Consider the following 15,741-nt stretch of genomic DNA (forward strand, 5'->3'; position numbering starts at 1 on the left):
AAATCTTTCACCCACCGGGTGAAAATAATATTTTGATAGAATGTTGCTATATTAGGACTGATAATTTATTTCGTGGTTGCTATGAATAATTCAGGTTAGAGATTCTTAAAAAAGAAGCTTTTCGCTGGTATCAGGATTGGTTAGATTCTGAAATTGATTCTAATGAGCTTAAACCAGATAACTGGAAAGAAGCCTGGAAATTTAATATTCTAAAATCTTATCTAAAAGATATAGCAGATAAAAATGAGAAAATGTCTAAATTAGAAGCTGAACTTAAAGAAAATCAGGATAAGATTAGAGAATTAAAAGAAGACATTGTGGAAGTGACTACCAAAATTAGTTTGATCAATAATATTACTCAAAAGAATATAGGGGCCTTAAAAAGCTGGAAAAGTATGGTCAAAAAAATTGGAAAGGGTTATGGTAAATATGCCAGTAAATATGCTGCCAAAGCCCGTAAATATATGAAAGAAGCTAGAGATTCTGTACCTGCCTGGATAATGCCTGTCTATAAGGTTTCTGAGACAACAGTGAAAAAAATGTCAACTTTTGATGTTGTCATTATTGATGAGGCAAGTCAATCTAATGTAACTAGTTTACTGGCCCTTTTGCGAGCTAAAAAAGCAATTATTGTTGGAGATGAAAAACAGATTACTCCTTCTGCAGTAGGTAGAGATAAGCAGAAAGTTTTAGATTATATTACTCGTTATTTAGGTGATATTCCTTTTAGTGATAACTTTGACTTAGAAACTAGTATTTTTGAGTTAGCAGAAATATTTTTTGGGACAAAGAAATTGATGTTAAAAGAACATTTTAGATGTTTACCTGAGATTATATCTTTTAATAATGATCTTTTTTATCAAAATAAAATAATTCCATTAAGAAATCCGGCTCAGAGCGAAAAATTAGAGCCTGTTTTAGAAAATGTTTATGTAAAAGATGGTTATAGAAAAAATAAAGTTAATAAAGTAGAGGCAGAAGCAATTTGTAAAAAAATAGCAGAGTTAATAAAAAAAGATAAATATCGAGATAAAACCTTTGGTGTTATCTCTTTAACCGGAAGAGATCAGGCCAAACATATCTATAATTTAATTGATAATTATATTAGTACTAAAGATCAGGAAAGAATAAGATTCCATGCTGGAGATGCTTATGATTTTCAGGGTGATGAAAGAGATATAATTATTTTATCAATGGTTGTTGGTGGTCAGGATGATAATTATCGAGCTTTATCCGGTAAAACCTATGAACAGCGAATTAATGTTGCAACCAGCCGGGCTAAAGATAAATTAATCTTATTTCATTCTGTGCAATTGGGAACTGATCTTAACAATCAGGATGATCTGCGCTATAAATTATTGAATTATATTAAAAATGGAATTACAGAAAAAGATTTAGATGAAAATAAAAAGAAAAAATGTGATTCTGTATTTGAAGAAGATGTTTATGACTGGTTAACTAAACGTGGATATGAAGTTACACCTCAGGTAGAAGTTGGTGCTTATAGAATTGATCTGGTTGTTGAAGGAGAAAATAACAGACTGGCTGTAGAATGTGATGGTGACCGCTGGCATCCACCAGAAAAATGGTGGGCTGATAAAATGCGACAGCATCAATTAGAAAGAGTTGGCTGGACCTTCTGGCGCGTATCAGGTTCTGCTTTTTATAATGATCCAGATCAGGCAATGAGTTCTGTAATTAAAATACTTAATTCTTTAAATATAAAGCCTCAAAAAAGAGAAGAAAAGTTTGAAGAAGAGCCTAAAGAAATTGAAAAGAATAATAAGAATCAGGATAGATTAAAAGAACAGAATCAAGAAAAGGATAATGAAAATGTTGAAGTTGAATCTAAGAGTTTTCAAGTAATTAGCAGTCAAAAAGAAATTACTGAAAATGAAGATTTAAATCTACAGCTTGATTTTGGAGAAAGTTATGAAGAAGATATTGATGAGTTTGATCTACACGATATTGTAGAAAATTTTGATGGTAGAACAGGAAAAGTTTATGATATTAAAAATGATCATCTGATTGTTATTAACGAATCAGGCAAGATTGAAAAGTGGAAGATCGAAGATGTTGATTTGATTAGGCCCAGCTGAGTTTAGCAGAAAGGAGCAGTTATGAATTATCAAAAAATGAATCTAGGTTTTGATAATCAAATTAATTATAAAAAATTAGCAATAGACTTTATTAAAGCGGAAACAGAAAAAGAAATTGATTCTATCTTAAATAAACATGAAATTTTTGCTGATGATAATAACTGGCGAAATTATGGTGATTTAGATAATAACTTTGGCACTATTGGTAATCAACAGAGTGATTCTACTTTAGCTTTAGTAGAAAAAATAATCAATAGTATAGATGCAGTTTTAATATCTGAAGCTAAAAAAAACGGTATAGATCCTAATAGTGATGCTGCTCCTAAAACTATGAACCAAGCAGTTGAAAAGTTCTTTAATATTCAAGATGGTGAAATTTCTCTTCTTAGTTCAAAAGAACAAACTAAACTAGCTGAAAAAATAAACTTGATTGCAACAGGATCCCGTCAAAATCCATCTTATATTATTTATGATAAAGGTGAGGGGCAAAGACCAGAAGACTTTCCGGATACTCTATTAAGTTTACATAAATCAAACAAAGACAAAATTTTATTTGTTCAGGGTAGATTTAATATGGGTGGTACTGGTGCCCTTCCTTTTTGTGGTCAGAAAAATTATCAGTTTGTCATGTCTCGAAAACATCCTAAGATTGATGATTCAAATAATGAATGGGGCTTTACTTTAGTTAGAAGAAGACGCCCCAAGGCTGGAGAGAAATCTTCGGTTTATGAATATTTTGCACCAGACCAGAAAATTGTAAGTTTTAAGGCTGATAACTTAGATATATTACCTGATAGCAAGTCTGGAAAATATAAGAACAAAATAAATTATGGAACTCTAATTAAGCTATATGAGTATGATATAACTGATAGAACTTTAATTACTTTTGATTTATATTATAGCTTAAACAGAATATTATTCAATATGCCAATTCCTGTCCGTTTAGTAGATGCTAGAAATTATAAAGGAGATCTAACTGAGACTACTTTAACTGGAATGACAGCTAGAATAGCAAACAATCCAGATATATATAATCTGATAGAAAAAGACTTTCCTATTTCTGAAGATCTTAAAATTAAGGGCTTAGGAACTGTTCATGTAAAAATTTGGTTATTTAAAGATGGTAAAGAAGAACATTTTTTAAAAGCGTCTGAAGCAATTATTTTAACAATAAATGGTCAGGCCCATGCAACTTATGATCGTAGATTTTTTACTAGAAAAAGAGTAAAAAAGGATTGGATTAAAAATTCATTGTTGGTTCATCTAGACTGCAGTGATTTTTCTAAAGATGTTAGAGAAGATCTTTTTATGGGTTCTAGAGATAGATTACGAACTGGGGATAAATTAAGTAAAAAGTTAGAAAAGGAATTAGAAAATCTATTAAAAAATGATGTTTTATTAAAAAAATGGAATATAAAAAGAAAAGAAGAAAAAATGAAAAAAACTTTAGAAAAGAAAGCTGAGGAAACAAAAGATCTTTTCCAGGAATTAGTTAAGAAAAACTCAGAAATAGCTATTTTATTTGGCCAGGGAAAGAAATTAGCCAATCCCTGGAAAATTGGAGATAACGAGGATCAATATGAAGGAAAAAGATTTCCAACATATTTTGAATTGATAAATCCTAAAGATGGTAAAAAGAATTGTCCAGAAAATAGTTACTGTCGAGTTGTTTTTGAGACAGATGTAGAAAATGAATTTTTAGATAGAGCTAATGATCCTGGTGAACTAAGAATTTCTAATGATAGTCTAATTAAAAGTAGGAGACTAAGAAACGGCAAGCTTACTCTAACAGTAGTTCCAGAATTAATTTCCTTAAAAGAGGGAGATAGGATTACGATTGATGTTGAACTAGACAGTTTTGGTGCTGCACCTACTTTTGTGGATAGTTTTATTTTAAATATAACTGAAACTGATAAAGGAAAGAAAAAGAAGACTAAAACTAATAAACCTAAAGATAAAAATGATAATTTAAATTTACCTAATATTTCTTTATTAGAAAAAGAGGATTGGCCTGAAAAATGGAGTGAAGATAGTACAATTTTAATTAAAGAGTCAGATAAAGACTTGGATATTTATATAAACAGAGATAATGTTAATTTAAAGAGAACTTTAAAAACTAAAAAATTAGATCAGAGTGAAATAGAGCTCTATGAAGAAAGATTTAAAATAGCACTAGGTTTAATAGGCTTTTCTATCTACTCTCAGTTAGAAGATGAGCAGGATAAAGAAAAAGTGATTCAAAAAACTACTAAGCCCATTTCTCAGATTATATTGCCCTTGATTGAAGAATTGGGAGATTTGTCAGATTTGATGTAGATATAATAAATCATAAATATTGGAGTGATTAAATTGGGAAATAAAATCCATGCAGAAGAAATGAAAATTGAAGAAGTGTTAACCGGAAATAGTGAATATTATAAAATACCTGATTATCAGAGAAGATTTTCATGGAAAAGAGAGCAGCTTGAAGATTTTTGGTTTGATTTAAATTCATTAGAAGCTGATGAGGAACATTTTTTAGGATCAATAGTTGTTATAACTGGAGCTCATAATATTGGCTTTAATGAACTAGAATTAGTTGATGGACAGCAAAGATTAACTACAATTATGTTATTATTAAAAAATATTCAAAAGAAGTTTAAAGATAATCAAGAATATAATGAAATGGCAAAAATGATAAATGCTAATTATTTATTTACCAAAAACAAAAAAGCTAAAAGGAGAATTCAGTTAGAATTGGGTAAATTAGATCATTCTGATTATGAAAATATTATGAATGATAATATGAAAAGCATTGATAATCAAAATTTAATTAATGCTTATAAATTTTTTGAAGAAAAACTATCTAAAATGACTGAAAAAGAAATTGAAGAAGTTTATGATAAATTATTAGAACAAATTTTAGTTGTGTTAATCCAGGCTCAAAATGAAAAATCAGCCTTTAGATTATTTGAAACTTTAAATGACAGAGGTTTAGAATTATCTGCCATAGATTTAATGAAAAATTATTTACTTAAAGTAGCAAATAATAATGAAGATGTGGATACAGACTTGATTAAAGAGAATTGGGAAAATATTATTTTGAATATTCAAGATGTAAATAGGAAAGTCAGGTTTTTTAGGCATTATATAATGTCGAGTGAACCAGTAACTAACAGTAAAATTACTCAAAGAAGAGTTTATGATAGATTTAAAGAAATAATTAATGAAGATTTAGCAGATTATAATCTAACAATAGAAGATTATATAAAAAATATGGAAGAAAAATCTGAGTTGTATAGAAATATTAATAATGCAAATATTGGTGATGATTTTTTTACTAAAAATCAGAGAACAATTATAAATGATCATCTCAATAATTTTAATGCTATTGGTGCCTTGCCAGCTAGAACACTATTATTAAAAGCTTTTGATCAGACATTAAAAAAAGAGCTTTCAGTTCAGGATTTGACCTCTATTTTAGAATACATTGAAACATTTTCTATCAGGCGAATTGTTGGTCAATTAGCTACAGGTGAGTTAGATACAATCTATAATTATTTAGCAGTTAATGCTTTTAGTGAAGATAATCCTGAATTATTTATAAAAAATTATTTTAAAAAGAACATGCCAAGTGATTCAGAATTTGAAAATAATTTTAAAGAAAGAGATTTCAGAAATAATGATCAAACTAAATATATTTTGGACACTTTTGAGAAAAAGCATTTTATGAAAAATGCTGCTGGTAAATCAATTAAGGAAAGGTCAGAGGTACATATTGAACATATTGCACCGACAAGTTCTTTTACTGCTAAAAAGTATAAAAAGTGGGCTGATTATTTAGATGTAGATAAAGCTGAATTTGAGAATTTAAAAACTAGAATAGGGAATTTAACTTTACTAGAATATAAGTTAAATATTAGAGCTTCAAATAAGCCTTTTAAGCAAAAGAAAGAGCGTTATGATGAATCTAGTTTTAAAATGACAGAGGAAATTATTAAAAATTATTCAGAATGGAAATCTAATTCTATTTTACAAAGAAGTGAAGAATTATCTAAAATTGCTGTTGATATTTGGTCTTTGTAATAAGATATAAAATAAAGGACTTAATAACAATTTCTTGAATTATTATAATTAATGATTAAAAATCTAAAGGGGTGGTTTGGTGACACATATAGATGATTTAATTAAAAGTAATAGAGGCAGTCATTACAAACTTTTAACATTAGTAGGAAGTGAAGAAAATCATAAAAATAATATAATTGATTATTTAAAAAATAATGGCTGGGATGTTTATGATATTGAAGAAGTAATTTTAGATTTAGTAGAGAATATACCTGAAAACAAAATTGGTTTAAAAATTGGTGATAAGATAAAAGAATGGCTTAGTGATCAAGAAAATAAAATAGTAATTACTAATACAAGTATAATCTATTCTCCAGAATTAAATTTAATTAATCCTGTTGAAACATTTAGATATGCTATGCGAGGAGACAAGGAAGCCGTAATATTTATTGAAGGTAAAATGAGAGATGATAAAGTGATATATTCTACCCCGGATAAACAGGATCATAAAGATATTGATATATCTAGAATTGTCTCTGAAAGAATAACTGAAGTTGAGGTGAATTAATTAATGAAAGTTAAAGATTTATTACATTTAGAAGAATTGGATAAAGTTATTGATATTGATACATATATTGAAACTGAGGATAAAGCAAAAGATACAATTGAAAAATATGTAATAACAGATGATTTAAAAGGACATATTCAAAGAATAGCAGAAGACTTAAAAAAACCTAAACATAAGTCTTATCAAATTATTGGTAACTATGGTTCAGGTAAATCTCACTTTCTGGCTATTTTAGCAGCAGTAATTGATAATCATAGATTAGCTGATAGTTTACAAGATGAAGAAACTAAAGAAATATTTAAAGAGAGTTTAGATAGAGAATTTGCAGTTGTGCATTTTGAACTTCAACCAAGTCAACATACTCTAAGTGAATTTTTCTACGATAGACTAACAGTTAAACTAAAACAAAATTATGGTATTGAAATACCGGAGATTGATGCTGGTGATATTTATGATCATAAAGAAAAAGTAAAAGAAATATTGGATATTATTAAATCTGAAAATCCTAAAATGGGATTAGTAGTAATTATTGATGAAATTTCTGACTTCTTAAAGTCAAAACCTAGTAAAGAGATGAAATTTGCAGACACTCAATTTATGAGAGTTTTAGCACAAGCAAGTAACCAAATGGATTTTATGTTCTTAGGTTCGATGCAGGAAAATGTATTTGAAAGTGATGAATTTATTGAAGAGGCTGAAAGCATTGGCAGAACTATTCAACGTTATGAAATTATTACTATCTCTAAAGATGATATTAAAAAAGTATTATCACAAAGAGCCTTAAAAAAAGATATTAGCCAAAGGGATCAATTAAAAGATTTGTTAGATAAGTATGGTCAACAAATTCCTCAAGTCCAAAATAATTTAAATGAATTTGTTGAATTATTTCCAGTTCATCCCTATATTATTGAAGTTTTCAATTATTTACCTTATTTTGAGAATCGAGGTATTTTAGATTTCACTGTTAAAGAAGTGAAAAATATTTTGGATGAAGAATTTCCAGCCTTTGTAACTTTTGATAAAATTTATAATAAGATGGCTAAAGATCATAACATTAGACAACTCGATGAAATAGCCCCTGTAGTTAATGCTGTAGAAACTTTAAATAGTAAAGTTGATTTATTAAGACCAAATCACCAAGAAGATGCAAAAAAAATAATCAATGCTTTAGCTGTATTAAAAATTTATGGTAAGACAACAAATAATGGTGCTAATCCAGATGAGTTAGCTAATGACTTAATGATAATTTCTGATAATATTACAAATGTAGATAGAATTAGAATGATTTTAAAGAAATTAAGAGAAGTAACAGATGGACAATTTATTAATAAGACTAAAAATGATTATTATTATTTGGATTTAGACCATGATATTGACTATGATGTAGTTATTCAAAGAAAAGCAGAAAACCTTTATGATGGTGCTGAAGATGGTGTGCTATTAAACATTCTAAAAGATAATTTCTATTTAGATTCAGATTCAAATCATGACAGAGTCTTTGATGATGATAGTTATTGGAAAGAAAAGAAATCATTTAGAGAAGGCACTTTTATTTATGATGATAATTCAGTTGTTTTAGAAAAGGGTGATGGAGATTTTAATTTTGTTATAGTTTCTCCATATCAAAAATCAGCAACAATAAAAAGTGATTTTGATACTGCAATTTTAAATCTAGAATATAATGAGGAATTAGATAATTTACTTAGTAAGATAGCTGCAGTAAATTCTCTTAAAAGTGGCAGTAATTATCCTAAAAGTATAATGGATAAAAAGAAGAGGAAGTTTTTAGAAGAGGCAAAAGAAAAACTACTTAAGTTATTGCTGTTAACTAATATCAAAAATGGCGGGGATTATGATAGTACCAAAAAATTATTAGCACAAGAGCCAGACACTTTAAGTGCTTATTATGAAGCAGTTAAACCAGCTGTATTTGGACATGTATTTAATGATAAATATCCTGAGTATCCTGATTTGATAAACCGATTATCTCCAGAAAATATTCAGGGAGAAGTAGAAAGAACAATAGATAGTATCTTAACTGGTAGAGAAGAGATTTCATTAAGTAATTCTCAAAATTTATTGTCTTCTCTTAACTTATTAGATGATAATAATTATCTAGATACCAGAAATTCTAAGTATGCTAATATAATTTTAGATAAGCTTAAAGATAATAAAGGTAAAAATATTAGTATAAATAGATTAGTTGAAATGTTAGCAGAACCACCATTTGGTTTGCAAAAAGAATTAGTATATTTGATTCTGTTTGTAATAACCTATAATGGAGAGGCTAATTTAAAACACAATAATAGAGGTTCTGTAAGAACTTTAACGGCATCTGATTTAAAGCAATTTTTCAGTTCAGGTTTAGATAAATTTGAAGAGATATCTTATGTAAGTTTAGAAACTGATTTTCCTGTAGATGCTATTATTGATTTATTTAAAGTTTTAGATATTAATCCTGGTTTAGTAAGACAAGAAAATAAAAGGATTAATGCATTAAAAACATTTAAAGAAAGAATTGATGATATTAAAAATGAGATAGAAGAAATTGATAAAAAACTGAATAAGTTAAAAATGAAACCAAATGATTTTTTCGACATAAATAAATTAATTAAAAAAAGAGAAGGCTTAAAAAATATTCCGATTGATTTATTTTCAAAGGTTAATACTATTACTGATTTCAAAAAGATTAGTTTGGATAAAGATGAATTAAAAGATCTTGAACAAGGACTTAAACTTTTAGAGCATTTATTTGGGTACTTAAATGACTTTGAAGAGTTTATATATGATGAATATCTATATATGGAAAAAGCTTTAAAGCTGATTAAAGAAAATGCTAGTTTTTTTGAGGATGAATCTATCGATAAATTAAAAGAAATAGCTGTTGCTTGTGAAGAATTGCTAGGAACAAACGACAATGATTTAATGTTATTATTAGAATATGATCAAAGAAGATTGTTAAAAGGAAAATTAAATCAATTTAAAGATAAGTATAAAGCTATATATTATCGTCAACACCGGAACAAAGTTGGAGAAAATATTGAATGGTCTAAATTAGAAGAAATAAATAATAAAAAAGAATTAGAACGCTTAGAAAAGCTTAAAAATATTACTGGTATAAATACTAGAAAGTATAATAACTTAAAGGTGAAAATTAATAACTTAGAAAGAGTTAAGTGTACAAATTTAAAAGAAGAATATCTAGAAGAAAAAATTAACTGTCCGCATTGTAATTTCCCAGAAAATATAGATAGTAATTTTAATGATTTAAATGACACATTAGACGATTTATTTAATCAAGTAATAGAGATTGAAGAAGAGTGGGAAGGTCAAATCATTTCTGAAATAAGAAATTATGAGGATAATATTTCTAAACTGACTAGCTCTGAACAAAATATTGTTGATGAAATATTAGAAAAGAAAGAATTGCCTCAAACTATAACAAATGAGATAATCACAGTATTAAATACTCTATTTTCAGAATTAAAAGAAGTAGAGGTAACTCCTAAACAATTAATGGAGATTATATTTAAAGATCAGGGTGTTTTAGATTATGATATGTTTGATAAAAAGTTATCTGAAATTAAAGCTTGGATTTTAGAACATGGAGATAAAAATAATATTAGAATTAAGTTTAAAGAAATTGATGAGGAGGAATAAATTTTGAATAAAGAAGATATTACACCATTAGAGAAATTATTAGACGGAGCTAGAGATATAGATGGATTCCCAATAGCAGATGATAAAGACATTTTAAAACTATCAGATCCACCTTATTACACAGCTTGTCCTAATCCATATATCAATGACTTTATTGAAGAATATGGAACAACATATGATCCTGAGAATGATGATTATGAGAGAAAGCCCTTTGTTGGTGATGTTAGTGAGGGGAAAAATGATTCAATTTATAGAGCATATAGTTATCATACTCAAGTACCTCATAAAGCAATTCAAAAATATATTAAACATTATACAAAAGAAAATGACATTGTTTTTGATGGCTTTGCAGGTACTGGTATGACAGGAGTAGCTGCCCAAAAAACACAACGTAATGCTTTATTAGTAGAATTATCTCCGTATGCTAATTTAATATCAAGCAGTTGTAATAATAAAAAATTAAACAAAGCGGAATTAAAAACAATTACAAAAAAAATAATAGATGAGCTTAAAAATGAATGTACAGAATTATATTATACCGAGCATAAAGAAAATAATGAGTTAGGTGTTATAGACTATGTAGTTTGGAGCGATGTCTATGAATGTCCTTATTGTAATACTGAATATATTTTATGGGATGAATCTGTTAAAAACAATGGTGAGAAAAGAGAAAATCAAAAAAAATATAAATGTTCTAGTTGTGGAGCGGAAATCTCTAAAAAAGAATCAAAAAGAATCTTTCATGAATTATATGATACTGCTCTTGGTAAGAATGTTTCCATAGCAAGACAGGAACCTGTTTTAATTTTTTATTCATATAAAAATACCAGATATGAAAAAATTCCAGATGAAAAAGATATTAATAAACTTAAAAAAATAAGAAGTAAAGAAATACCATATTGGTATCCAAATAACAAGTTACCAGATGGTTATAACACTTCTCAACCGATAAAATCTCATGGTTTTACTCATGTACATCATTTTTTTACCAAACGAAATATATGGGTTTTAAGTAAATTTCTTTCTTTAACAGATAAATATTCTAAGAGAAAATCTATCCGAAATTTTTTATTAAATGCATTATTAGCATCACTACCTAGAGCTTCAAAGAGAAACAGATACATACCAAAGTATGGAAATCGTCATGTAGGAACTTTATCAGGTACTCTATACTGTCCTTATTTCTTTGAAGAAAATAACCTAATTGATGCCTTAGAAAGAAGAATAAACAAAATGATTAAGGGAACTTTAAAAGAAAACAATAAAAATGTATTTATATCAAACCAGTCAATTACAAATTTAAATTTAGAAGAAGACTCAATTGATTATATTTTTACAGACCCTCCTTTTGGTGCGAATATAATGTATTCAGAACTTAATTTTTTAATGGAATCTTGGATGAAAGTTTTTACTAATAAAACAGATGAGGCAATAATAAATAATAAGCAAAAGAAAGATCTTAATGATTATACATCATTAATGACTAAATCCTTTCAAGAGATGTATCGAATTTTAAAACCTAATAGATGGATAACTATTGAATTTCATAATTCTAAAGCTTCCATTTGGAATGGTATACAAGAGTCTTTAAATAGAGCTGGTTTCATAATAGCTCAAGTAGCAACTCTAGATAAAAAGAAAGGAACAATCAAACAATTAAGTAGTCCAGGAGCAGTTAAAAATGATCTTGTAATTAATGCATACAAGCCAAAAAAAGAATTTGAAGATAAATTCTTAAAAAATGCTGGTGAAGGATTAGAAGCAGATTTTGTAAAAGAACAGCTAAAACATTTGCCAGTTGAAGCTAATATAGAAAGAACAGAACAGATGCTTTATTCTAAAATGTTAGCCCATTATGTTGAGAATGGATTTAAGATAAAATATGATGCTAATAATTTCTATAAGTTATTACATGATAACTTTGTAGAATTAGATGGTTACTGGTTCTTAGAAGATCAGGCTGATGAATATAGTGAGTGGAAAAGTTCGCTTAAACTCGATGAAATAGAAGACATTAAAAAAGGTAATCAGGTATTATTTGTTGTTGATGAGAAAAGTGCTTTAACCTGGATCAATAACTTTTTAGATGAACCAAAAGAATATGGAGAAATTTATACTAGTTATGAGCAAATAGCAACACAAACTGATGATAAGATACCTGAATTAAGAGAATTACTAGATCAAAACTTTATTTTAGAAGACGGAAAATATAGAAGACCAAAAACTAGAAAAGAAAGAGAAAGTATAGAAAAAAGTAGAACTAAGAATTTAGAAAGGGCCTGGAAAAAATTATTGGACCGTGCTAAAAACGGTAGTAGAAAGATCAAAAATATAAGAAAAGAAGCATTAATCCATGGCTTTACTAAATGTTATCAACAGGAAAACTATGAGGATATAGTAACTGTAGCAGATAGATTATATAAATCTACTCTAGAATCCAGTGGGGATATACTTGACTTTGTAGATATTGCTCGGATGAAAACAGAGTAAATTGAGGTGGAATTATGAAGCTAGGAAGTAAAGTAAAATATAAAGATAAATATGGTATTGGACAAATAATTTCTAAAGCTGAAATTTTCAATAATATTTATTTTGAAGTTTTCTTTAAAAAAGTTACTAAAACAATACAAGTAAAAAAAGAGGATCTGGAACTTTTGCCAGATCCTTCTTCCCTATTAGCTGCAGGCTATAGTTCAGATCCAAATACTTTTTTTCTTAAAAATATGGCCCATAACTTAGAACAGTTTTATAATAACCAAGATGTAATATCTTCTGTAAATTTTAAGATTCAGCCCTTACCACATCAAATTTTAGCTTTGAATTTTGTGCTTAATAAATTCAAAACTAGATGTTTATTAGCAGATGAAGTCGGATTAGGTAAAACTATAGAGGCAGCTTTAATCTTTGAAGAACTAAAGTTAAGAGGAACAGCTAAAAGAGTATTAATCATTACACCTGCTGGATTAACTAATCAATGGCAGGAGGAAATGAAATTAAAATTTGATGAAGACTTTTATATTTTAAACAAAGATAAAGCTAATGCTTTGGAAGATCTTCATGGTGAAGAAGGTAATATATGGTTTGAATTTGATCAGGTTATAACTTCAATTGACTTTTTAAAATCGAATAAATTATCTGATGAAATTAGTGAAGCTGAGTATAAGAGAAGAAAAGAACATAATGAGAAAATATACAATAGTTGTATTGATGGAGATTGGGATATAGTTATCTTTGATGAAGCTCATAAATTAACAAAATATAAATCTGGCCGTGAAACCGCCCGTTATAAATTAGGAAAAGAACTTGCAGAAGTTACTCCAACACTTTTGCTATTAACTGCAACACCGCATAATGGTAAACCAGCAGTTTTTCAAAATATGTTAAAATTAATTGATCCCCATTTATTTTATAATAGAGATAATCTTGTTCCTGAAAAGGTCAAACAAGTAACTGTTAGAAATAAAAAAAGAGCAGTTGTAGATATGGAAGGTAAACGCATCTTTAAAAATAGACTTACCAATGAGGTTAGAATTTCTAGAAACAACAGCAGTGATGAAGCTGAAAAAGAATTGTATGATAATATTGTAGATTATGTTTCGGAATATTATGATTTAGCTAAATTTGAGAAAAATTATCCAATGATTTTTCTGTTAATGCTTTATCAAAGAATTGTTTCCAGTAGTAGTAGAGCAATTAAAAAGACTTTAGAAAAAAGATATAAAAAATTAAAAAAAGTAAAAGATATTTCTCGCAGATTAAATAGTCTTGATTTAGAGGATTTAGATGAGCTTAGTGGTGAAGAACAGCTTGAATTTATTGAAAGTAATATGGCTTTTTTAAAAAATGATAAATATCTAAATAAAGAAATTAATATAATCGAAAATTGTATTAAAAGTGCTGAAAAATCTTTAAATGGTAATGATGATGCTAAATTAAAGAAATTGCTTGAAATTATTGATTTTGCTAAGCAAAAAGAAAAAGATCCGGACTTGAAAATAATTGTTTTTACAGAGTTTATAGAAACACAGAATTATATTTTAGAATCTCTCGAAAAATTAGGTTATAAAACAGCACATATTAATGGCAAATTATCATTAGAGGAAAAAATATTGCAGAAAAATAAGTTTAAAGAAGAATCTCAAATATTAGTATCCACTGATGCTGGTGGAGAAGGTATTAATTTACAGTTCTGCTCTTATATGATTAATTATGATTTACCCTGGAATCCTATGAAATTGGAACAAAGAATAGGAAGAATAGATAGAATTGGCCAAAAAGAAGATGTTAAAATCTTTAACTTTATTTTAAAAGATACAGTGGAAGAACATGTTAGAGAAATTTTAGAAAATAAGCTTAGAATTATAAAAGACCAGTTTGGAGAAGATAAGTTTGGAGATGTTCTTTCAACTTTACAGGAGGATTTTAATTTTAATCAATTATATTTTGATGCTGTGATCAATGATGAGCTGGAAGAAGAAAAATTAGATCAAATTGGTGAAGAAATGTATAATAAAGCTAAAAATATAATTGAAGACGAAGATTATTTAATTCCTTTTAATGAAAAGAATGAATTAAAAAAAGCTGATAAAAAAGTAATTGAAGAAGTGCCTAAAAAAGTTAAATCTTTTATAAAATTATTTTTCAAGTCAAATAATATGGAGTTAAATGAATACAGTAGGGATGAAAATATTTATTATTTTCAAAATAATTTTGCGAACGAAAAATTCAAAAATCATTTTTCTAAGGTAATCTTTAAACCCAGCAAAGGTTTAAATACTGAAGAGGCAGATTTATTTAGTTTAAACCATGATTATGTTAAAGAAGTTATTAAAAAATCAAAAAAAGAAGGCTATGTCTCTGCATTTGAAATAAATGATAATAGATTTGCAGGTAAAAGCGGATTATTAAGTTATTGGAAGCTAAATATCACGAATAATTTCAACTATAATTATACTGAATTAATTTCAATCTTTATAGAAGATACTGAAAGATTCAACCGGCGAATTTCTAAAGCATTTGCTGATATAAGTGATTTTAATAATTTTAATCTAGGTGTCTTACCAGATTATAGTCAAATAAAATGCTTAGAAGAATCGGCAAAAAAAGAAGCTGAAAAAGAGGCTGAAGATATATTTTTATCAGAGAAGTTAGATTGGACTGACAAATTAAAACAACAGAAATCACAACTTGAAGAATATTTCAAACAGAAAAGGGAAGCAGTTGAAAATATAAAAGTTGAAAATATAAAAAAAGGAAAACTTTCAAATTTAGCTTCTGATTATGATTTAGAATTAGAACAATTAAAGGAGAAAGAAGAGTTATTTCCTAAGTTAGATTGTGTCCAGTTAGCTTATGTAGAATTTAAATAAG

General features: G+C 27.6%; 7 protein-coding genes. All 7 read left to right on the forward strand.

All coding sequences use genetic code 11. The features are described 5' to 3' along the window. Positions 1–206 precede the first annotated feature (206 nt). The 7 genes from C7954_RS10310 (at position 207) to C7954_RS10340 (ending at position 15,740) form a co-directional block, all read left to right on the forward strand. The gene (locus tag C7954_RS10310; RefSeq protein ID WP_338068538.1) at positions 207–2,099 is read left to right on the forward strand and encodes an AAA domain-containing protein; all 1,893 of its coding nucleotides are present in this window, start codon (positions 207–209) and stop codon (positions 2,097–2,099) included. A gap of 21 nt (positions 2,100–2,120) precedes the next feature. Further along, on the forward strand, positions 2,121–4,415 hold the full coding sequence (locus C7954_RS10315) for a hypothetical protein (RefSeq protein WP_134059927.1): 2,295 nt from the start codon (positions 2,121–2,123) through the stop codon (positions 4,413–4,415). 33 nt (positions 4,416–4,448) lie between these two features. Next, a complete protein-coding gene (locus tag C7954_RS10320; RefSeq protein WP_134059929.1) occupies positions 4,449–6,164 on the forward strand; it encodes a DUF262 domain-containing protein in 1,716 nt (571 codons plus the stop codon). A gap of 79 nt (positions 6,165–6,243) precedes the next feature. Then, entirely contained in the window at positions 6,244–6,711 is a 468-nt protein-coding gene (brxF, locus tag C7954_RS10325; protein WP_134059931.1) for a BREX-3 system P-loop-containing protein BrxF, read from the forward strand. 3 nt (positions 6,712–6,714) lie between these two features. Further along, the gene (locus C7954_RS10330) at positions 6,715–10,371 is read left to right on the forward strand and encodes a DUF6079 family protein (protein WP_134059933.1); all 3,657 of its coding nucleotides are present in this window, start codon (positions 6,715–6,717) and stop codon (positions 10,369–10,371) included. A gap of 3 nt (positions 10,372–10,374) precedes the next feature. Further along, positions 10,375–12,861: a DNA methyltransferase gene (locus C7954_RS10335; RefSeq protein ID WP_134059935.1), complete on the forward strand. Its 2,487-nt coding sequence runs from the start codon at positions 10,375–10,377 to the stop codon at positions 12,859–12,861. A 14-nt stretch (positions 12,862–12,875) separates the two neighbouring features. Continuing rightward, positions 12,876–15,740, forward strand: a complete 2,865-nt coding sequence (locus tag C7954_RS10340; RefSeq protein WP_134059937.1) for a DEAD/DEAH box helicase — start codon at positions 12,876–12,878, stop codon at positions 15,738–15,740. The last annotated feature ends 1 nt before the right edge of the window (position 15,741 follow it).

Origin of the sequence: Halanaerobium congolense (assembly GCF_004366375.1) — a bacterium.
Taxonomy (GTDB): Bacteria; Bacillota; Halanaerobiia; order Halanaerobiales; family Halanaerobiaceae; genus Halanaerobium; species Halanaerobium congolense.

Excerpts from the sequence above, each read along its gene's own strand:
- C7954_RS10330 (WP_134059933.1), top strand. The coding sequence starts at position 6,715 with ATGAAAGTTAAAGATTTATTACATTTAGAAGAATTGGATAAAGTTATT.
- C7954_RS10340 (WP_134059937.1), top strand. The coding sequence starts at position 12,876 with ATGAAGCTAGGAAGTAAAGTAAAATATAAAGATAAATATGGTATTGGA.
- C7954_RS10315 (WP_134059927.1), top strand. The coding sequence starts at position 2,121 with ATGAATTATCAAAAAATGAATCTAGGTTTTGATAATCAAATTAATTAT.